Consider the following 19,600-nt stretch of genomic DNA (forward strand, 5'->3'; position numbering starts at 1 on the left):
CGTGCCGTCTCTCACCCCGACTCGACCCCGATATACGTCCGGAACCATCGCCACGCTCGCGGGTTCGCGAGCGCGACCCCGACAGCGAGCGCGACGAGCCAGTACGCGAGCGTGAGTCCGAACGCGCGCCACGACCCGCCCGTAGCGACGCCGCGCCCGAGCCCCGAGAAGACGTGTAGCGCGAGGAACGTCACCATCGTCGCGACGCCGACGACGAAGCCGCGGAACAGTTCCCAGGAGGGGTCGTAGTATCGGACGACGGCGACGCCAGCGACCGAGAGAATCGGCGCGTACAGATCCTGCGCAGGCGGCGACAGCGGCAGCGCCGACGTGACGACGCTCACCGGCGTGAACGCCGAGTTGAGCAGGAACCACAGCACTGCGACGTGGAGGAGTTCGCCGAATTCGTCGGCGAGCCGGGTAGCGAGGGACACGGGGATCTATCGGTAGCGCCGCAGTGAGTCGGTTTCGGTCCGTCGTTCGCGGCGGTCCCGACAGCTCACCCTGCCAGTGACACCTTCGAGACGGAAGTGGTGGCCTTTTCACCTGTGGCCGCCGAGGTTTCGGCAATGACTACTCGCGGGACACTCCGACTTGCGACGCGGGGCTCGGACCTGGCGCTCCGGCAGGCAGCCAGCGTCCGAGACTCGCTCTCGGACCGGAAACTGGACGTGGAACTCGTCGAAGTCGAGACGCGCGGCGACCAGATCAGAGACGAACTCATCCACCGACTCGGGAAGACCGGCGCGTTCGTCCGCGCCCTCGACGAGAAGGTCCTCGACGGCGAGGTCGACGCCGCGGTCCACTCGATGAAGGATATGCCGACCGAGCGTCCGCCGGACCTCGTCGTCGCCGGCGTCCCCGAGCGCGCGTCAGCCGCGGATCTGCTCCTCACGACCGACGGGACCGAACTGGAAGACCTGCCCGTCGGGGCCGTCGTCGGGACGTCGTCGCTCCGCCGGAAGGCGCAGATTCTCGCGACGCGTCCGGACCTCGAGGTCGAACCGCTCCGCGGCAACGTCGACACGCGGATCGAGAAGCTCCTCGCGCCCGAGCTACAGGCCGAACACGAACGGCGCGTCGACGCCGACCGCGACGAGAAGGGCAACGCTGCAGAGGCGTCTGCGGAGGGCGAAGAGTACGAATCGGAGTTCGACGAGTCCATCGAAGAGTGGTTCGACGGCCTCGCGGAGATCGAACGCCGCGCGCTCGAACGCGAACTCGACGTCGAGTACGACGCCATCGTCCTCGCGGAGGCCGGCCTGCGGCGCGCGGGCCTGCTACACCACGTCGAGTACGCGCGCCTCGATCCGGCCTCGTTCGTCCCCGCCCCCGGCCAAGGCGCGATCGCGATCACGGCCCGGCGCGACAGCGACGCGACCGAGAAGATCCGCTCGACGCTCGACCACCCGCGGACGCGCGTCGAGACGACCGTCGAGCGGACGGTGCTTGCCGAACTCGGTGGCGGCTGTATCGCCCCGATCGGCGTCCACGCGAAACTCCAGGGGAAGCACGTCCACACGACCGCTCGCGTCCTCTCCGGCGACGGCGAGGAGGAGGTGCAGGCGAGCCGTGACCTGCCGGTCGACGACCACGCCAACGCGGCGGCCGAGTTCGCCGACGCACTCGCCGAGCGGGGTGCCGACGACCTGATTGCCGAGGCGCGCGAAGCCGCGGAGGAGTGACGATGGAAGACGAGACGACAGCCGACGCGGTCGACGGCGATGCGACGGGCGGCGCTGCGGCAGCCGAATCGGATGCCGACACCGACGTCGGGATGGTCTACCTCGTCGGTAGCGGCCCCGGCGACCCGGAACTGCTGACGGTGAAAGCGAAGCGACTCCTCGAAGCGGCCGACGTCGTCCTCCACGACAAGCTTCCCGGCCCGGAGATCATCGAGTCGATCCCCGAGGAGAAACGCGAGGACGTCGGCAAGCGCGCCGGTGGCGAGTGGACGCCCCAGGAGTACACCAACCGCCGACTCGTCGAACTCGCCCGCGAAGGAAAGACCGTCGTCCGACTGAAGGGCGGCGACCCGTTCGTCTTCGGGCGCGGCGGTGAGGAGATGGAACACCTCGCCAGCGAGGAAATTCCGTTCGAGATCGTCCCGGGAATCACGTCTGCGATCGCCGGCCCCGGAACGGCCGGCATCCCCGTCACGCACCGCGATCACGCCTCGTCGGTCTCGTTCGTCACAGGCCACGAGGACCCGACGAAAGAGGAGTCGGCGGTGAACTGGGAGGCGCTCGCGGCCACGGGCGGCACCATCGTCGTCCTGATGGGCGTCGGGAAACTGCCGGATTACACCGCCGCGCTTCGCGACGCCGGGATGGACCCCGACACGCCCGTGGCGCTCGTCGAGCGCGCGACGCGTCCGGAGATGCGCGCCGCGACCGGGACGCTCGATACGATCGTCGACGTCCGCGACGAGGAGGGGATCGAACCGCCCGCGATCACCGTGATCGGCGCGGTCGCGTCGACGCGTGAGCGCGTCGTCGAGTTCCTGCGGAACCGCACGGGCGACGCCGTCGAGGTGGCCGACGAATGACCCGCGACGTCAGAGTCGCCGTGTTCCGCCCCGACGACGAACGGATGGCCGAGGCCGTCGAACTGCTCGACTCCCTCGGCGCGGCTCCGGTTCCCGATCCGATGCTCGCGGTCGAACCGACGGGCGCGGTGCCTGATGGGGCCGACGACGTCCCCGATCCGGATATCGTCGTCCTGACGAGCAAGACGGGCGTCGAACTTCTCGCGGATGCGGGGTGGTGTCCGGGCGAGGCGACTCTCGTTTGCATCGGCCCGCGAACTGCTGCCGCCGCTCGCGACGCCGGCTGGACCGTCGACGTCGTCCCCGAGGAGTACACCTCGTCGGGCCTCGTCGAGACGCTCGCAGACGAGGTCGACGGCCGCCGCGTCGAGGTCGCGCGCAGCGATCACGGCAGCGACGTCTTACTCGACGGGCTTCGCGACGCGGGCGCGGACGTGCACGAGACGGTTCTGTACCGACTCGTCCGCCCCGAGGGCTCCGGCCAGTCGACCGTGATGGCTGCGGGCGGCGAACTCGACGCCGTCTGTTTTACCTCGTCGCTGACCGTCGCGAACTTCCTCGACGCGGCCGACGAACGCGGCGTCCGAGAGGAGGCCGTCGCCGGCCTGAACCGCGCCGTCGTCGGCGTCATCGGTGACCCGACGCGGGAGACAGCCGAGGGGTACGGTGTCCGCGTCGACGTCGTCCCCGAGAACGCGACGTTCGAGGAACTGGCCACCGAGGTCGTCGAGACCGCCGCGCCAACGTACCACGAGTGAGTTAGCACGTCGTCGCGCTGACACCACTCGCCTCCCCGATCACCGCCGCCGACTCGACAGCGTGAAGTCCGCCGCACTCCGACGACGCGAGCGTGTCGCGTGACTGGCGATCGGTCGGTCTCGTCGCAGGGTGGCAGACGGCCGCGAGTCTCTGCTACTACAGCATTTTCGCCGCGACGGGGTTCGTCCGCGAGGCGTTCACGCTTTCTGAGTCGCTCGTCGGCCTCTTTCTGACGGCCGCGCTCGTCGGCTACACCGTGACGCTCTTTCCGAGCGGGGCCGCCGTCGACGGCTACGGCGAACGTCCGGTGATGATCGCCGGTCTGCTCGCGCTCGCTGCTGCCGCAGTCGGCGTCTCCTTCGCGCCGACGTACGCGACCGTCCTCGCGGCGGGCGGCGTCCTCGGCGCGGCGTACTCGACGGCGATGCCAGCCTCGAACCGCGGTATCGTCGCGCACGCACCGACGGGGCAGACGAACCTCGCGATGGGGCTCAAGCAGGTCGGCGTCACGACCGGCAGCGCGGCGGCCTCACTCCTCGTCACGGGCGTCGCCGCCGTCCTCGCGTGGCAGGTCGGCTTCTGGGTGATCGCGCTCCTGGCTGTGGGCTACGCTGCCCTGTTCGCTGCGCACTACCGGGGCAAGGAGGGTACCGGCGAGCTCTCGGTCCCGGACGTGACGGGCCTGTTCGAGCAGCGCGCGTACGCCGCCCTCGTCGCGGCCGGTCTGTTTCTCGGGGCATCTATCTTCACGATGCTCGGGTACATCGTCCTCTACGTGCAGGACGCCGTCGGTGCCAGCGCCGCCATCGGCGGGATCGCGCTCGCGCTCACGCAGATCACGGGGAGCGTCGCCCGCGTCGGCGCGGGTAGCCTCGCCGACCGGCTTGGCGGCGCACGCGGTGCCGCGCTCGTCGCGCTCGGCCAACTCGGGCTCGGAACCGCACTGTTCGGAACGCTCGCGTTCGATCCGGGGTCGCTCGTCCCCGTGCTCGTCCTCTTCGCGGGCCTCGGACTCTCGATCCACGGCTCGACGGGCGTCTTCTACTCGTGTCTCACCGACCTCGTCGACGGCGACGAAGTGGGCGCGGCGACCGCCGGCGGGCAGACCGCGATCAACGTCGGCGGCGTGGTGACGCCGCCGATTTTCGGCTTCCTCGTCGAGACCGGCGGCTACGACGCTGCCTGGGCGCTCCTGGCACTCACCGCCGGCGCGGCCACGCTCCTGCTGCTGCTCGTCACCCGCCGAACGTAAGCCGCGGCGAGCCACCGCGGCGGACTGGAGCGCAGATTTAAATCCGAGAGCGCCCCACGCCCGGATATGAGCGCGGACACGACGCCGAGCGCCGAGGGACCGGTCCCCGAACTGCGGGAGCGGGCGGTCGCCTGCGCGGAGCGACTACAGAGTGCCGACCGTGTGCTGCTCGCGTCGCACATCGACGCCGACGGGCTGACGAGCGCGGCCATCGCCGCGACGGCGCTCGAACGTGCCGAGATCCCCTTCGAGACCGTGTTCGCGAAGCAACTCGACGAGCGGGAGGTCGCTCGCATTGCCGCCACCGACTACGACACAGTTCTGTTCACTGACTTCGGGAGTGGCCAGTTGGACGTCGTCGCGCCCTACGCGGCTGACGGCGCGTTCACCCCCGTCGTCGCCGACCATCACCAGCCGGCGGAGGTCCCCGACGGGGTTGACGAACCGGCGTTCCACCTCAACCCACTTCTTTTCGGGCTCGACGGCGCGTCGGAACTCTCCGGGGCCGGTGCCAGCTACACGCTCGCGCGCGCACTCGAACCGCCGGAGAGCGACAACCGCGACCTCGCCGGCCTCGCGGTCGTCGGCGCGGTCGGCGATATGCAGGGCACCGACGGTGGGCTCTCGGGCGCGAATCAGGGCATCGTCGAGGAGGGCGTCGCCGCCGACGTGCTCGAGGAGGCGACGGACCTCCTCGTCTATGGCCGCCAGACGCGCCCGCTTCCGAAGTTTCTCGAATACGCGAGCGACGTCCGGATTCCGGGCATCACGAACGACGAGAACGGGGCGATCGAGTTCCTCTCGGGACTCGATCTCGATTTGAAACACGACGGCGAGTGGCGTCGCTGGGTCGATCTGACGATGGACGAGCGACAGACCGTCGTGAGCGGCCTCCTGAAACGCGCGATGGCCTCGGGCGTCCCCGCAGATCGGATCGACGACCTCGTCGGGACGACCTACACGCTCACCGACGAGTCGCCCGGAACAGAACTCCGCGACGTCAGCGAGTTCTCGACGCTCCTGAACGCGACCGCACGGTACGAGCGCGCCGACGTCGGCCTCGCGGTGTGTCTGGGCGACCGAGAAGATGCGCTCGCCCGTGCACGCAAACTCCTCCGAAATCACCGCCGCAACCTCTCGGAAGGGCTGCAGTGGGTCAAAAACGAGGGGACGACTGTCGAAGACAACGTCCAATGGTTCGACGCCGGCACGCGCATCCGCGAGACGATCGTCGGTATCGTCGCCGGGATGGCCGTCGGAGCCTCCGGCGTCCGCGGCGACATCCCGATTCTCGCGTTCGCGGAGAAGTCCGACGAGGAGGTGAAAGTCAGTGCGCGCGGGTCGCACGGACTCGTCCGCAAAGGGCTGGATCTCTCGCGCGTGATGCGCGAGGCCTCACGAGCGGTCGGCGGCGACGGCGGCGGTCACGACGTCGCCGCGGGCGCGACGATCCCGACTGGAACACAGACGGAGTTCGTCGCCGAGGCCGACCGTATCGTCGGCGAGCAACTCTCCTGAGCCGTCGTCGGTCTCTCGATTCCGGTTTTCTCTCGTAGTCCACGTGCCGCTGCCGTCTTCTTTCGACTCATCGCCGATCTGCCGATTCACCGCGGCCGGACCAACCAATTTTGTATAGCGTTATCTAGTTTACTCTGTGCCGTTTCCGGTCAGTGGCGGACGAGTAGTTCACAATAATGCACTTGGCGCTGGTCGATGTCGTCTCAGATATGGTTGAGACTCTCTCTCGCGACACGAAAAAAGAGACTATCACACTCTCTACGGGCCACCGAGTCGAGTTGCCGCTCGTCACGGAGGCAAGGATGACCGGCGTCGTCCTGTCGGCCGATCCCCTCGCTGCTCGTGCACTGCTTCCGGACGGGCTGACTCCGATTCGACTGACGCCGGGCCGAGCCGGCGTGACGTTCCTGTGCGTCGAGTACCACCGAATTGGGCGTCGCGGTGAGATCGAACCGTACAACGAGTTCGGCGCTCTCGTACCCGCTACTGCTGGCTCGGGTCCACCCCCCTACGCGTCGATTCTCACTCACGGCGTGAGCGGGTACGTCTGGTACCTTCCCGTGACTACCGAACCCGCGAAAGCACTCGGTGTCGACGTCTGGGGCTACCCGAAGGAAGTCGGAGACATCACCCACGTCGACCGGGGTTCGGAACGCCGAACGACCGTCACGGTGAACGATCAACGCGTTATCGATATAACGATCCCTCGGCCGCCGACGTTCGAACAAACCCGGTCGTCGGTGAGCTATACGATCAAGGACGGCCACGTACTGCGGGAAGCGTTGACGCTCGACGGCGATGTCGGATTCTGGCCCTACAGCCGGGTCACGTACTCGCTGGGAGATCATCCCCGAGGGCGACAGCTGAAATCGCTCGATCTCGGTGATCGCGCGCTGCTTCGTTTCGCGGCGGACGCGGAGTTCGTCATCGAAACCGGAGAGCCGATAGAGAGCCGTTGAGAAACGACTCCAACGAGATCGGCGCGAACCGCGGTTCTCGGGCGTTCTAGGTGTCCTCCTCGCTCGTTCGTTAGACGTGCGTGACCTCCAATAAACTCTATGACGATATACAAAATAAGCTTCTCGCGTTCACTCGTCGTAGGTACCGCCATCCAGATAGTACTGGACGCGGTCGATCGTGGATTCGGCAACTTTGCAGAACTCGACGACGCGGTGGCCGTTCTCCCGGTAATCCGCTTCTACCTCGACCGTCAGCGACTGATCGCGCAGGTGCTCCAGCAGTGCGTCGAGCTCGTCGGCGTCCCCGCGCACACGATGTCGTTCACCGACGGTCTCACCCGCGTCGACATCCCGGATGGTCTCGACGGCCGGGAGGAGGATCGACTCGCCGAGGTCGTGGGCTCGGTCCCGGAGCCGTTCTTCGCTCTCGTCGAACTCGGCGGCCTGAAACGCCTCGCGGGTGATACGAGAGAAGACGAAATCCCGACCGAGATCGAACGGCAGCGAGAACGCGTACGCGAGTTCCTCGTGGTGCTGGCTCTCGGTGGTGTATTTCACCATCGACTCGCTGTCGGCCGTCTTCATCACGACGCCTTCTCGTTCGGCGTCGTCGAGGTCGTCGATGACGTCGTGAATCTGCTCGGGGAGTTCCGTTGGCTCGTATCGGCCGAACAGCCGGGGCTGCGGGAAGTCGTACCGTTCGCAGAGATCACGTCGCTCCGAGACCGAGAACGGGTCGCCCGATTCGCGGTCGCGAACGTCGAACACGCGAATCGCGTACGAGTCGACGCCGTCGTAGTCGTGCGTGGAGTACGGCGTCTCGGGACCGATCAGTTCGGCGCACAGCATCTCTTTTGGGTGATTCTCGAAGAATGGTCCCATTTCGAGCAGTTCTCGCGCTTTCGCAGTCGTGTAGGGGCAGACGTACCCGCCGCGCGTGAACGCGAGCGGCTCGTCCGAGTCCCCGACGGCCGCGACGCGGACGTTGAACCCGTCGAGTTTCTCCTCGGCGACGACGGTCTCGCCGGTCTCGAAGAACGAGGTGACGCCGGCGTCGAGTGCGAGCACGCGCGGGATGCTCGGATAGCCACGTACGATGGCGTCGTCGCCGAGAATCACGGTCCCGCGCTCGACGCCGTGACGGGAGTCGGGAAGTACGTAGACTGTCTCGCCGCCGACCGTGCGCTGCTCGAAGTGTTCGAACAGTCCAGCGGGATCCGACGCGGTCGAGTCCAGCCGCTCGAAGCACGCGCGTTCGTCCATACCGATACTCCGGGAGATTCGGTGAAAAGAGTCGGCCCGTGGCGCGTCCGGTCGGCTCTATAGTAGCGTTTGCAACTGATTGCTCATCAGATCGCACGCAGTCGTGCGATCGAGTGAGTAAAGACTTGCAAACGCTACTATAGGGGATGACCTCTTTAGGGTTCACTCACGAACAGCGAGGTATGCCCGGTGACCTTCCGCGCCAGCAGTTCGTCCTCGACACGTCGCTCTTCATCACCGAGGAGATCCGCCGGGACGACGAGTCGCTGACCGACGCCGTGCTCAGACTGCTCGACCTCGTCGCGACGGCCCGATTGGAACTCAACATCTCCTGTCATATGCCGCCCTCCATTCACGACGAGCTCGCGACGATGCTCCGCGACCGCGATGTCGACGACGAGGTGTTCTCGCGGCTCGACACGTGGGTCGTCCGCAAGAGCCCCGACCGCTACGGCGTCACCATCCCGGCGAACATCGTCTACGACTTCATCGACGAGATGAGCGACCGGGTGGATCGAGGCCTCCGCGTCTCCGAGAAGGCGCTTCGCGAGGTCGAACAACTCGACCCGGCCAACCTCGCGCAGGGCGACATCGACGACGGCGCGGCCGACTATATGACCGAGGCCGACCGAATTCTCTCGAATATGCGGGACAAGTACCGGAAAGCGCTCCGGCAGGGCGTCCTCGACTCCCGGGAGGACTTCGACCTCCTCGTGCTCGCGCGGGAACTCGACGCCGGCGTCGTCACCGAAGACCGGGGAATCATCTCGTGGGCGGACGAGTTCGGCCTCCGTTACGTCCGCGGCGGGCAGTTCCCGACCTTACTGGAGGAGTACCTTCGGGCGACGGGCGCCGAGGGCTACGCACCCGAGTAGACACCCATCGAACTCCTCTGCGGTGCGCCTTTGGTCGTTGAGAACCGCTTTCGGATCTGAGAGGATATGTACACCTCGCCGCGGCTACGTCACAGTCACCCGGTGATCTCGCGGTAGAACGACACCGAGAACACGGTGAAGAATCCGCCGAACAGCGTTCCGAGGACGACGATCAACGCGGTGACGCCGGCGAGGCCAGCGATCGATGCTGACGTCTGCGGCGCGGCCGCTGCCATCCCCGGTCCCATCGTCGAACCCGGCGTCGTGCTCGGCGTGAGAAAGTACGAACTGACGGCGAAGACGCTCCCGAGGAGGCCACCGACCACGCCCGCGAGCACCGTGTATCCGAACGTGCTCAGGAGGTTCCCGCGGACGACCCCGACGCTTCGCTTGAGGCCGTCGACGGCGTCTCTGTCTTCGAGGACGATCGCCTGTCCGTAGAACTGGACGAAGAAGACGATCAGCAGGTACGCCAGCAACGCCACGGCGACCACTACGCCGATCACGGCGAGCGCGGCGAGGTTTGCGCTCTGGAAGCCGCCGCTTCCGAGGAACAGCACGCCGCCGGCGATGCTCGCGGCGAATCCGAACATCCCGAACACGAAGTTGACCGCGACGAGGACGAGATACGCGATCAGGATCGCGACGTAGTATTGCTTGCCGGCAGCGACGAACGTGTCGAGCGCCGTTCGGCCGCCGAGGGCCTCGTCAGCCATCGCGAACAGTCCGCCCTGTACGAACGGCATCGCGGCGACGAACACGAGCGACAGCGCCGCGGAGGCGACGCTCGCGAGCAGCGGATTGACCGACTGGAGGAGCAGTATCGGGAACTGTACGATCATCAGCGCGAGTATCGGTACGAAGAGCACCGGATTTCGGAGGAGGGCGCCGGGGCTCTGTCGGAGGGCTGTCAGGACGGCCATACGAGGGTACAGTTCTCCGCACCCGCACAAAAAGTCTGGTGTGGTCGCCGTCGTCGCCTGTCGCTGTGTGAACGCGCTGGGCGCCCTTCTCTACTCGATCTGTCGCTCTCGAACCGTCAACACCGGGACAGACGCCGTTCGGAGGATTTTCTCGGTCACGCTGCCGAGCAGGTAGCGATCGAGGCCCGTGCGGCCGTGCGTGCCCATCACGACGAGGTCGATATCGTGTTCGTCGACGTACGAGCAGATCGTCCGGTAGATCGACGTTCCCGTCTCGACGTGGCCCGTGATGTCGGCCTCGTCGACGCCGGCCTCGGTTGCGACGCGGACGCCGTCGTCGACGAACTGCTGTGCGTTCGATTCCAACTGTTCGATCTGGAGGTCGACCCGCACGTCGAGACCGAGGTGGGCGATGTCGACGACGGAGAGGAGGTTCAGCGTGGCGTCGTCAGCGGCCGCGAGGTTCGCGCCGAACGAGAGCGCCGTCGTGGCACAGTCGCTACCGTCGATCGGGACGAGGATGCGCTCGTAGGGGTAGTCGAGATCGGACTCCTCGTCGGGTTGCACGGTGAGTACAGGGGCGTTCGAACGCCTGACGACGCGCTCGGTCGTACTCCCGAGGACGAGCCGTTCGATTCCCGTGCGTCCGTGCGTGGGCATCACGACGAGGCCGACGCCCGTCTCCTCGGCGTACTCGACGATCGCTTCGTAGGGCTCGCCACGCCGGACCGTCGTGACGGTCTCGACGCCCCGGTCGGCGGCGCGGTCGGCGGCGTCCGCGACGATCGTTTCCGCCTCTGACTCGACCGCCTCGGCGACCTCGCCGCCGTGAGTGAGCCGGTCGCCGCCGGGGCCAGCGGCCGTGAGGACGTGCAACGTCGCCTCGTGTGCGACGGCCAGATCGAGCACGTGATCGAGTACCCGCGCTGCGCCCTCGCCGCCGTCGGTCGGAAAGAGAACCTCCTCGAACATACTTTCGCAATCCACGCGAGCCCCCAAATAGCGTCGGATATGTAATTAGGTTGTACTTTCTATGATCCGGTGATCGTTTCCTGTGATCCGGTGGTCGTCTCCGTCTGTGGACGACTGCCCGGCGCCAGCGGCGCTCACTCGGTGTCGTCAGGCGAGATGGGGTGGTCTTCGTCGTCGGCTTCGACGTCGAGCGGGTCTTCGAGGTCGCCCATCACGGCCTCGAAGGCGTCCGTCGCCGTCAGGAGGCCAGCGACGTCACCGCCGTCGAGGACGAGCGCGAGCTCCTGTCGCTCCACCTGAAACTGATCGATCGCCTCGCTGATGAGCGTATCCGCCGACAGCGTCATCGGTGGCGCGGCGATCTCCTCGAACGTCGTGGTCCCGTCCCGAAGGTCGTCGACGTTCGCGACGACGGTCGGCACGTAAACGATCCCGCGGAAGTCTTCGGGATCCGCGCCGACGAGCGGGAACCGGGTGTGTGGACTGTCACCGATCCGTTCGAGGTTCTCTACGACCGACGCGGTCGTCGAGAGGAAGACGACGTCCTCGGCGGGGGTCATCTCGTCGCGGATCGAGCGGTCGCCGACCGTGAGGGCGTTGAGAACCTCCTCGCGCCGCTCCTCGGGCAGATCGCCGCGGTCGAGCACCGAGCCGAGTTCGTGACGGAGATCCGCCCGCGACTCGATGGCGTCGGTCTCGGCTTCGAGCCAGGCCCCGGTCATCTCGACTCCGAACAGTTTGAGCGTCCACTTCGCGACGGTGTCGCCGATCGTGATGATCGGCGAGATGATTTTCGCGAACCAGTACAGCGGCGTCGCGCCGTAGCGGGCGACGAACTTCGAACGCTCGACGCCGAGGTACGTCGGGGTCTGCTCGCCGTGCGTGAGGTGCAGGAGGTTGATAATCAGGAACGCCAAGACGCCGCCGGCGCCGATCGACGCCAGGACCGTCGCCTGGAAGTACGGCTCGAAGAGTGCCGCTAGTGCCGGTTCGGCGACGATCCCGACGGCGATACTGGAGGCCGTGATACCGACCTGACAGCTCGTCAGGTAGATCTCCAGGTCGTCGGTCATCTCCCACGCGCGACGCAGGCCCGGTTTGTCGAACTCGGCTTCGGAGTACTGCCGCACGCGGGTGAGCGCGAACTCGATGGCGACGAAGAACCCGTTGACCAGAATCAGCGCGAGACCGGCGAGCAGTCGGAGGGAGATCTCGAGGCCGTTCATACGGCGGATTCGTCGCTCCCGCGACAAATACGTGGGGGACTCGGGCTGTCGCCGCGGAGCCGAGACGCCGACCCTGCTGAGCCGGGACGCCGACTCTGCCGCGCCCGGACAAAACCGGTTTGTACCGACCCGGCCAATCACGGGTATGACCGACTTCGATCCCGAGAAGTTCGAGGACAAGTACGCGAACTACTTCTCCGAACTCCAGCGCGCGTACAAGAACGCCTTCGAGACGATGAACGACCAGTACGACTCGGAACTGATCCACGCCATCGACCAGCAGATCCTCAACGAGTCCGAGCCGTTCTACGAGGACGGCGACTTCCGGATCGAACTCCCCGAGAACCCCACGGAGCGACTGACGGCCGTCATCGTCGACGACGAGAAGCTCTCGACAGTGCTCGATCGGTACGTCGAAGAACTCCGCGAGCAGCACCGTCGCGTCTTCGATCTCGACGATTGAGGCGGCTTCGCTGCCCGCCGCTATTGGAGGGAACCAAAGGCCTAAGCCCGTCCACACCGAAGCGATCGGTATGAGCACGGACGCCGCGAACGGCGACGACGACCTGAAAGAGCGCGTCACGAACTTCCTGCGCCGCAACTTCCCACAGATTCAGATGCACGGCGGCTCGGCCGCCATCCAGCACCTCGACCGCGAGACGGGCGAGGTCACCGTTATGCTCGGTGGTGCCTGCTCCGGCTGTGGCATCTCTCCGATGACGATCCAGGCGATCAAGAGCCGGATGGTCAAAGAGATCCCCGAGATCGAGACCGTCCACGCCGAGACCGGAATGGGCGGCGGCGGCCACGACGGCGGAATGTCCCCCTCCTTCCCCGGCGAGAGTACGAGCGAGGCCGACGACGCCGACAGCGACGAAGGTCCCCAGGCCCCGTTCTGATCCCGACCATCGGGTCGAGTTCGACCTGGGACCGGTGACTCTTTGATGCCCTCGCTGCGAGGGTGGGTATGAGCATCGAATCGCCCGAGAACGTCCTCTTCGTGGTGATGGATACGGTCCGTAAGGACCGCCTCACGCCGTACGGGTACGACCGCCCGACGACGCCGAACCTCGCCGAGTTCGCCGAGGAGGCGACCGTCTTCGAGCAGGCCGTCGCACCCGCGCCGTGGACGCTGCCCGTTCACGCCTCTCTCTTTACCGGGATGTATCCCTCACAGCACGGTGCGGACCAGGAGAACCCGTATCTGGAGGGTGCGACCACGCTGGCACAGACGCTCTCGTCGGCGGGCTACGACACCGCCTGTTACTCCTCGAACGCGTGGATCACGCCGTACACCCACTTGACTGACGGATTCGACGATCAGGACAACTTCTTCGAGGTGATGCCCGGCGAGTTCCTCTCGGGACCGCTCGCTCGCGCGTGGAAGGCGATGAACGACAACGAGGCACTTCGGACACTCGCGGACAAGCTAGTGAGCCTCGGTAACACCGCCCACGAGTATTTCGCCGACAGCGAGGGGGCCGACTCGAAGACGCCCGCAGTGATCGACCGAACCAAGTCGTTCATCGCAGACGCCGACCAGTCGTTCGCATTCATCAATCTGATGGATGCACACCTCCCGTACCACCCGCCCGAGGAGTTCGCAGAAGAGTTCGCACCGGGCGTCGACTCCGCGGAAGTGTGTCAAAACTCCAAGGAGTACAACTCCGGTGCACGCGACATCAGCGACGACGAGTGGGCGGATATCCGCGGCCTCTACGACGCCGAAATCGCGCACATCGACGATCAACTCGGCCGCCTGTTCGACTGGCTGAAAGCGGAAGGCAAGTGGGACGATACGATGGTCGTCGTCTGCGCGGATCACGGCGAACTCCACGGCGAACACGACCTCTACGGCCACGAGTTCTGTCTGTACGACCCGCTCGTGAACGTCCCGCTGATGATCAAACACCCCGCGCTCGACGCCGATCGCCGAGAGGACCAGGTCGAACTCGTCGACCTGTATCACACCGTCCTCGACGTCCTCGACGTCGACGGCGGCACGCCGGCGTCCCCAGCGGAAGACGCCGTCGCGCTCGATCGCACCCGCTCGCTCGTCTCCGACTCCTATCGCGCCTTCGAGGACCTCGACGCCGCCGACCGCGATCCGGGACAGCGCGGCGACGGCGACTACGCGTTCGTCGAGTACTCCCGGCCCGTCGTGGAGTTGAATCAACTGGAGGAGAAAGCGGCCGACGCCGGCATCACGCTCCCGAGCGATTCACGGTTCTACTCGCGGATGCGCGCCGCACGCCGGACAGACGCGAAGTACGTCCGCATCGACCGCATCGAAGACGAGGCCTACCGGATCGACGAGGACCCCGCCGAGACGGAAAATCTCGCCGACGCCGACGACCCCGCGATCGAGGCGACAGACGAGACGCTCGCCGCGTTCGAGTCCGCCGTCGGCGGTGCGTGGACCGACGCGCTCGACGACGACGTCTCCGACGACAGCGTCGACGAGATGGACGACGAGGCCCAAGAGCGGCTTCGCGACCTCGGCTATCTGGAGTAGTACTATAGTAGCACTTGCAAGTCTTCACGCATCGGATCGTCCGCTGTCGTGCGATCGGATGAGCAATCAGCAAATGCTACTATAGCTTTTCAGCGCACGCCGTGTCCGTCTTCCCAGGCTCTGAGGAGATCGGTCAGCGTTCGGTTTACCGGAACCCGCAGGTCGTGCTCTTCCGCCCGGCGAACCACTTCACCGTTGATCGCGTCGCTCTCGGTGCGCCGACCGGCGTCGACGTCCTGCAGCATCGACGAGCGGTTCGCCGCCGTCGCGTCGATGACGGTCTCCAGTGCCGCTTCGGCGCGGTCGGTCGGGAGGTCGACGCCGGACGCGCGGGCGACACGGGCCGTCTCACGAGCGGCCCGTCGCGCCGTCTCCGCGCCCGGGCCCGACGCGAGCGCGCCGTTCTCGACCCGCGCGAGCGCCGTGACGGCGTTGATGCCGGCGTTGACCGCGAGCTTTTCCCAGCGACGGCGGGGCATATCGGCCGCGACGAGCGTTCGGACGTCGGCGTCGCGGAACGCCTTCCCGAGGCGTTCGGCCCAGGGGTGGCGCCCGCCGTCTCGGTTGCCCACGACGACGCGCCCGACGCCCGTGCAGACGACGTGTCCGGGACCTGCGAGTCGGGCCCCGTAGGTCGCTGTCCCGGCGAGTACCGGACACGCTAGCCCGCGGGCGAGGGTTTCCTCGGTCAAGCCGTTCTGGAGTGAACAGACGGCCTCGCGCTCGCCGGTCGCGAGCGCCGCGGCGGCGTCCTCGGTGTCGAACGCTTTGACCGTCACGAGCGCGACGTCGGCCTCACGCCCCGCACCGTTCGTCGTCGCATCCGGGTGCGTGTGCGCCTCGACGCCCCCCGAGATTTCGACGCCTGACTCGCGGACGGCCGAGATGTGTGGGTCGCGGCCGACGAGAGTCACGTCGTGCGTGCGCGCGAGCAGGCCGCCGAGCAGCGTGCCGAGGCTCCCCGCGCCGAAGACGAGAACGTTCATACGACGCGGGAGGCGGCCGGACGCAAAAAAGCGGGTGGAGGCGGTTGGAATGGGAGTCGAGCGGAGATCGGGCGGCGTGAGGCCCCGGCGAAACAGGTGCGTTCACATAAAGTCCGCAATACCTGACTGTTTGTTCTTGTCGTTTTCGAAGACAGATTCGAGACTCTTCTCTAAGACTTCGAGCCGTTGTTTCGTGTACTCGCGGCAGCCGAACTCCTCGGCGACGTGAATGGCGGTGTCCATATACTTGTTCACCGAGCCCTGGTGCACCGTGAGATTCACTCGGCCGCCGCACTCGCGACAGTCGCCGGTCAGCGGCATCCTGCGATACTTCTCGCCGCAGTCGAGACACCGCGTCTCCTGCCGTGAGAACGCCCGGAGGTTCCCGATCAGGTCGGGGAGAAAGTGATACTCGATGACGCGCTCTGCGACGTCGGTCTCGTCGACCGCCCGGAGCTTTCGCGAGAGTTCCAACTGCGCGTCCATCTTATCCATCATCGACCCGAGCGTCTTGTACGCCGACAGATCGGGGCCGAGCGCGATGTTCGAGGTGTCGTGGGTGTGGTCGAAGCCGCGGTACTCGTCGTCGGTGCCGAGCGTGTCTTCGCCCAGTTGGATCAGGTCTTCGACGTCCTCTGGGTCCGCGAGCTCTCGCGTGGCCTCGTAGAACTCAGTCGGGTACTGCCGGACGATGTCCATATTGTGCGCCTCGTCGTCGATCTCGCTGGGATCGATCCGCGAGGACATCACGAGCGGCGCGTCCATCTGCCCGCCGCGCTTGTCGGGCAGGTAGTCTTTCGAGAAGTTGAGCAGGCCGTCCATCAGCAGCATCACGCAGTCTTCGTCGCCGTCGCAATTCCGCCGTTTTGCGGCGTGAAAGTACGGATGCGCGTAGCCGACGGCCGCAGACGTGAAGCCGACGACGCGGCCGACGACCGCGGCGGAGGTGTGCGGTGCCATCCCGAAGACGAGTTCGCCGACGAGGTCCTCGCGGTCGTCGACCTCGTAGAACGGCGGTAGGTCGTAGAACTGCTCTAGGAGGTCGTCGACGAAGTCCGCGGTCTTGAGCATGTGCTCGGCCGCGCCGTCCGAGAGGACGATGTCCTGGACTTTCAGCTCGACGAGCTGATCGTCGAACTGCAGGGGTTCGCCGTCGATGTCCGTCTCGTAGCCGAGTTCGCGGAAGTCGGCGGCGGTCACGTCGAGCTCGGCGGGCCGGACCGCGGTGACCGGGAGGTCGGTCATATCGTAGCGGACCGTGCCGTCCTTGAACGACGTGACGCCGTTCTTCGCGCGGAGGACTCCCTTCTCCATCGGCTCGGGCGTCTTGTCCGCTGAGGTGAGTCCCTTGACGCCTTTCAGGATGTCGTAGGCCGATTCGCGCTCGCCCACCGCTTCGAGGGCCTCCCGGTACTCCTCGCCGACGTCGATGGAGAACCACTCGGGGCTCGTGACGTCGCGCTCGCAGCGCTCGCAGTGCACACGGCCCGATTCGTCGGGTTCGACGACGCGGCCGCACTCCTCACACTCGTAGTACGACTCGGTGTGCGTGCCGCACTCCGGGCACGTCGTTCGGTAGGTGTGGGTGTCGCAGTCGGGGCAGACGCGGTCGCCCACGCGGACGTCGACGACGCCACGCCGGCCTTGATCGTCCCGGAGGCGGGCGGCTTCGCCGACGTCGCGCTGGCTCCCGCCGGCCTCGCCGATGGGAAAGAGCGTGTGCACTGCCGGCGAGAGGTCGCGCGATTCGGACTTCTCGGGGCGGCCCATCCGGTTGCCGATGCGCGTCGGCGCGCGCTCGCGGAGGTCGAAGGGCACGACCTCGTTCGCGGCTTCGAGCGCGCTCTCGCCGTCGTCCCACTCACGGGCACGGGACGAGAGGTCGTCCGGGTTCCACGTCCGTTCGAGCGAGCCCGTCTCGGCGTCGATCTCGAACCCGAGCGAGCGAACCAAGAGCCGCCACTCCGGCACGCGGATCGTCTCCTCGCGCTGGGTGTGTTCGACGAGGAGGTGTTCGAGCGTCTCCGCGATGGGTTCGGAGTTCGGGAGTTCGAGAACGTCGTTGCGGCCGTCCTCGTTCGCCCCGCGTCCGTCAGCGATACCGGCGTCGCGGTCGGCGCTCCCGTCCGCGCCGGCGAGGCCACCGTCGGCCTCCGCAGCGCGGACCTGTCCGCTGTCGACGGTGTCGGCGAGCGCCCCGAACTGCTCGACGGAAACATCGTGCCAGAGATACGTGTAGTCGGGGTGCAGCGGGCAGTCGTACGTCGTCGCCCACTCGTAGGCCTCCGCGGGCGTCGGGTGTTCGAGGTCGACGCCGGGGTCGTCTTCGAGCGCCTGTACCGGCGCGCCGGCGTCCTCGAACTCCTGGACCCACCACTCGTAGACGTAGGAGGCGGGCGCGAGCGGGTGGTTGTTCTCGACGAACTCGCCGAAGTTGACGAGGTACTCGCCGAGGTCGATGATCTTCTCGACGCCGTTGCGGATCTCCAGCGCCTCTTCGGGGTCGTCGATCTGACGCACGTCGCCGTTGGCGAGTCGCACGGTCGGTCCCTCGATGGAGTCGACCGGGATCACGCCGGCTGCCTTCCCGGGGCGTTCGGTCTTTATCTGCGTCCCCGTCGCGAGGAAGTCGTCGACGAGGTGCATCGTCGCCGGGTGGACGCCGGCGGTCGCGAAGCCGTGGTTTCGCGAGCGGCCGTAGCGGAGGCGGAACCCGCCCTCTGCGCTCGGGTGGCCGAAGACGGGGCGGCCGGCGATCAGGTCACGGAGGTACTTCGTCGAGGGATCGAGGCGCGGCGGCCCACTGGGGTCGCCGCTGTCCGTGCCGTCCTCGTTCGCGTCGCCGTCTTCGTCCGCCGCCTCGCTTTCTGCGCTGGCGTCGCCGTCCTCGTCTCCTACTGCGGCGGACTCGTCGTCTCCGTCGCTTTCGCCCTCGGTGCCGTCGTCGGCGTCCGCGCCGTCCTTGCCGATGGTGCCGTCGATGAGGTCCTGGAGCCACGGCCAGTCGACCTCCTCTAACCCGCGGGTGTAGCGCTGGATCTTCGGCGCTTTGAGCGCGATCCCCTCCGCGAGGACGAGGCACATCCCGCCGCGGGCGGAGTTGGTGTCGACGCGTTCGAGGTCGCGGAAGCCCGAGACCTCCTCGTCGCCGGTGGCTTCGCCGTCCAGCATAATCGGCATATGCTCGGCGATGAACTTCGTCTCCTTGTCCTTCGGCGAGTACTGCAGGCCCGTCTCTTTGTCGTAGAGGGCGACCTCCTCGGCGTAGCGCTCGATCTCGTCGGACCGGGCCTTGTACTCGTCGATGCCGAGAAGCGAGCGGGCGTAGTCGGCGACGAGCACCGAGAGCGCCTGGGCGGTCCCGCCGGCCGAGCGGATCGGGCCGGCGTAGTAGACGTTCACGAACTCCGTGCCGTCGTCGTTTTCGAGGATCTCGACGCGGTCGATGCCCTCGATGGGCGCGGCGACGACTCCCTCGGTCAGGAGGGCGACCGCTGTCCGGACCGCGCCCTCGACCTTCCCGGCGCGGCTGTCGTAGTCGCCGACGCTCCCCTCGACGAAGTCGGTGACGAGTTCGAGTGCGGCCTCCTCGCGGGACATCTGTCCCTCTAGCTCGCGGACGCGCTCTGCGACGCCCGCGATGCCGAGGATGTTCTCGACGCGGTCGGCCATATCCTTCGCGACCGGAATCTCGACCTCGGACTCGGGGTCGTAGCCGCGGCCTTTGGCGCGCTCTGCGCGGTCGAACGCCTCGTCGAGACGGGATTCGATCCGCTCGAAGTACCGTTCGTCGTCCTCGCGCAC

At 66.8% G+C, this 19,600-nt stretch carries 17 protein-coding genes; 10 read left to right on the forward strand and 7 right to left on the reverse strand.

Annotated features, from left to right (window positions below):
* Positions 1 to 11: 11 nt before the first annotated feature.
* Entirely contained in the window at positions 12 to 434 is a 423-nt protein-coding gene (locus NO347_RS04630; RefSeq protein ID WP_256288491.1) for a hypothetical protein, read from the reverse strand.
* Positions 435 to 569: 135 nt separating this feature from the next.
* On the opposite strand from NO347_RS04630, the gene hemC reads away from it, so the two are divergent.
* The 6 genes from hemC (at position 570) to NO347_RS04660 (ending at position 7,036) form a co-directional block, all read left to right on the forward strand.
* Complete coding sequence (gene hemC / locus NO347_RS04635) at positions 570 to 1,685, forward strand: hydroxymethylbilane synthase (RefSeq protein WP_256288492.1); 1,116 nt, start codon at positions 570 to 572, stop codon at positions 1,683 to 1,685.
* A 2-nt stretch (positions 1,686 to 1,687) separates the two neighbouring features.
* On the forward strand, positions 1,688 to 2,548 hold the full coding sequence (gene cobA / locus NO347_RS04640; protein ID WP_425492342.1) for a uroporphyrinogen-III C-methyltransferase: 861 nt from the start codon (positions 1,688 to 1,690) through the stop codon (positions 2,546 to 2,548).
* On the forward strand, positions 2,545 to 3,306 hold the full coding sequence (locus tag NO347_RS04645) for a uroporphyrinogen-III synthase (RefSeq protein ID WP_256288493.1): 762 nt from the start codon (positions 2,545 to 2,547) through the stop codon (positions 3,304 to 3,306). The genes cobA and NO347_RS04645 overlap by 4 nt, the downstream gene beginning before the upstream one ends.
* Before the next feature lie 92 nt (positions 3,307 to 3,398).
* A complete protein-coding gene (locus tag NO347_RS04650; protein ID WP_256288494.1) occupies positions 3,399 to 4,559 on the forward strand; it encodes an MFS transporter in 1,161 nt (386 codons plus the stop codon).
* A gap of 66 nt (positions 4,560 to 4,625) precedes the next feature.
* Positions 4,626 to 6,077 (forward strand): RecJ family nuclease, encoded by a 1,452-nt coding sequence (recJ, locus tag NO347_RS04655; RefSeq protein WP_256288495.1) that lies wholly within the window; start codon positions 4,626 to 4,628, stop codon positions 6,075 to 6,077.
* A 209-nt stretch (positions 6,078 to 6,286) separates the two neighbouring features.
* Complete coding sequence (locus NO347_RS04660) at positions 6,287 to 7,036, forward strand: acetoacetate decarboxylase family protein (RefSeq protein WP_256288496.1); 750 nt, start codon at positions 6,287 to 6,289, stop codon at positions 7,034 to 7,036.
* A gap of 129 nt (positions 7,037 to 7,165) precedes the next feature.
* Here NO347_RS04660 and NO347_RS04665 read toward each other — a convergent pair whose 3' ends face one another.
* Positions 7,166 to 8,299, reverse strand: coding sequence for an RNA ligase (locus tag NO347_RS04665; RefSeq protein WP_256288497.1), 1,134 nt, complete (start codon positions 8,297 to 8,299; stop codon positions 7,166 to 7,168).
* Positions 8,300 to 8,481: 182 nt separating this feature from the next.
* Between NO347_RS04665 and NO347_RS04670 the strand changes: the two genes are divergently transcribed.
* Complete coding sequence (locus NO347_RS04670) at positions 8,482 to 9,174, forward strand: RNA ligase partner protein (RefSeq protein WP_121570818.1); 693 nt, start codon at positions 8,482 to 8,484, stop codon at positions 9,172 to 9,174.
* A gap of 95 nt (positions 9,175 to 9,269) precedes the next feature.
* On the opposite strand, the gene NO347_RS04675 is transcribed toward NO347_RS04670, so the two are convergent.
* The 3 genes from NO347_RS04675 to NO347_RS04685 form a co-directional block, all read right to left on the reverse strand.
* The gene (locus tag NO347_RS04675) at positions 9,270 to 10,097 is read right to left on the reverse strand and encodes a DUF7847 domain-containing protein (RefSeq protein ID WP_256288499.1); all 828 of its coding nucleotides are present in this window, start codon (positions 10,095 to 10,097) and stop codon (positions 9,270 to 9,272) included.
* A gap of 90 nt (positions 10,098 to 10,187) precedes the next feature.
* Positions 10,188 to 11,069: a universal stress protein gene (locus NO347_RS04680; protein ID WP_256288500.1), complete on the reverse strand. Its 882-nt coding sequence runs from the start codon at positions 11,067 to 11,069 to the stop codon at positions 10,188 to 10,190.
* Between the two features lie 134 nt (positions 11,070 to 11,203).
* Positions 11,204 to 12,295: a CNNM domain-containing protein gene (locus tag NO347_RS04685; RefSeq protein WP_256288501.1), complete on the reverse strand. Its 1,092-nt coding sequence runs from the start codon at positions 12,293 to 12,295 to the stop codon at positions 11,204 to 11,206.
* 145 nt (positions 12,296 to 12,440) lie between these two features.
* On the opposite strand from NO347_RS04685, the gene NO347_RS04690 reads away from it, so the two are divergent.
* The 3 genes from NO347_RS04690 to NO347_RS04700 all read left to right on the forward strand — a co-directional run bounded on the left by NO347_RS04690 (position 12,441) and on the right by NO347_RS04700 (position 14,810).
* Positions 12,441 to 12,758 carry a DUF5783 family protein gene (locus tag NO347_RS04690; protein WP_256288502.1) on the forward strand — a complete coding sequence of 106 codons (318 nt, stop codon included), beginning with the start codon at positions 12,441 to 12,443 and terminating at the stop codon, positions 12,756 to 12,758.
* A 70-nt stretch (positions 12,759 to 12,828) separates the two neighbouring features.
* Positions 12,829 to 13,194, forward strand: a complete 366-nt coding sequence (locus tag NO347_RS04695) for a NifU family protein (protein ID WP_256288503.1) — start codon at positions 12,829 to 12,831, stop codon at positions 13,192 to 13,194.
* A gap of 68 nt (positions 13,195 to 13,262) precedes the next feature.
* The gene (locus tag NO347_RS04700) at positions 13,263 to 14,810 is read left to right on the forward strand and encodes a sulfatase (protein ID WP_256288504.1); all 1,548 of its coding nucleotides are present in this window, start codon (positions 13,263 to 13,265) and stop codon (positions 14,808 to 14,810) included.
* A gap of 89 nt (positions 14,811 to 14,899) precedes the next feature.
* Here the strand turns inward: NO347_RS04700 and NO347_RS04705 are convergent, their stop codons facing one another.
* Both NO347_RS04705 and NO347_RS04710 read right to left on the reverse strand, forming a co-directional pair.
* Positions 14,900 to 15,796 carry a ketopantoate reductase family protein gene (locus NO347_RS04705; protein WP_256288505.1) on the reverse strand — a complete coding sequence of 299 codons (897 nt, stop codon included), beginning with the start codon at positions 15,794 to 15,796 and terminating at the stop codon, positions 14,900 to 14,902.
* Between the two features lie 102 nt (positions 15,797 to 15,898).
* Positions 15,899 to 19,600, reverse strand: a complete 3,702-nt coding sequence (locus NO347_RS04710) for a DNA polymerase II large subunit (protein WP_256288506.1) — start codon at positions 19,598 to 19,600, stop codon at positions 15,899 to 15,901.

Source organism: Halobellus inordinatus, from assembly GCF_024464655.1.
GTDB classification, from domain to species: Archaea; Halobacteriota; Halobacteria; order Halobacteriales; family Haloferacaceae; genus Haloquadratum; species Haloquadratum inordinatus.

Bases quoted from the DNA above. Each gene is read 5' to 3' on its own strand.
- hemC (WP_256288492.1), top strand. From the start codon at position 570: ATGACTACTCGCGGGACACTCCGACTTGCGACGCGGGGCTCGGACCTG.
- cobA (WP_425492342.1), top strand. From the start codon at position 1,688: ATGGAAGACGAGACGACAGCCGACGCGGTCGACGGCGATGCGACGGGC.
- NO347_RS04645 (WP_256288493.1), top strand. From the start codon at position 2,545: ATGACCCGCGACGTCAGAGTCGCCGTGTTCCGCCCCGACGACGAACGG.
- recJ (WP_256288495.1), top strand. From the start codon at position 4,626: ATGAGCGCGGACACGACGCCGAGCGCCGAGGGACCGGTCCCCGAACTG.
- NO347_RS04660 (WP_256288496.1), top strand. From the start codon at position 6,287: ATGGTTGAGACTCTCTCTCGCGACACGAAAAAAGAGACTATCACACTC.
- NO347_RS04665 (WP_256288497.1), bottom strand. From the start codon at position 8,299: ATGGACGAACGCGCGTGCTTCGAGCGGCTGGACTCGACCGCGTCGGAT.
- NO347_RS04670 (WP_121570818.1), top strand. From the start codon at position 8,482: ATGCCCGGTGACCTTCCGCGCCAGCAGTTCGTCCTCGACACGTCGCTC.
- NO347_RS04675 (WP_256288499.1), bottom strand. From the start codon at position 10,097: ATGGCCGTCCTGACAGCCCTCCGACAGAGCCCCGGCGCCCTCCTCCGA.
- NO347_RS04680 (WP_256288500.1), bottom strand. From the start codon at position 11,069: ATGTTCGAGGAGGTTCTCTTTCCGACCGACGGCGGCGAGGGCGCAGCG.
- NO347_RS04685 (WP_256288501.1), bottom strand. From the start codon at position 12,295: ATGAACGGCCTCGAGATCTCCCTCCGACTGCTCGCCGGTCTCGCGCTG.
- NO347_RS04690 (WP_256288502.1), top strand. From the start codon at position 12,441: ATGACCGACTTCGATCCCGAGAAGTTCGAGGACAAGTACGCGAACTAC.
- NO347_RS04695 (WP_256288503.1), top strand. From the start codon at position 12,829: ATGAGCACGGACGCCGCGAACGGCGACGACGACCTGAAAGAGCGCGTC.
- NO347_RS04700 (WP_256288504.1), top strand. From the start codon at position 13,263: ATGAGCATCGAATCGCCCGAGAACGTCCTCTTCGTGGTGATGGATACG.
- NO347_RS04705 (WP_256288505.1), bottom strand. From the start codon at position 15,796: ATGAACGTTCTCGTCTTCGGCGCGGGGAGCCTCGGCACGCTGCTCGGC.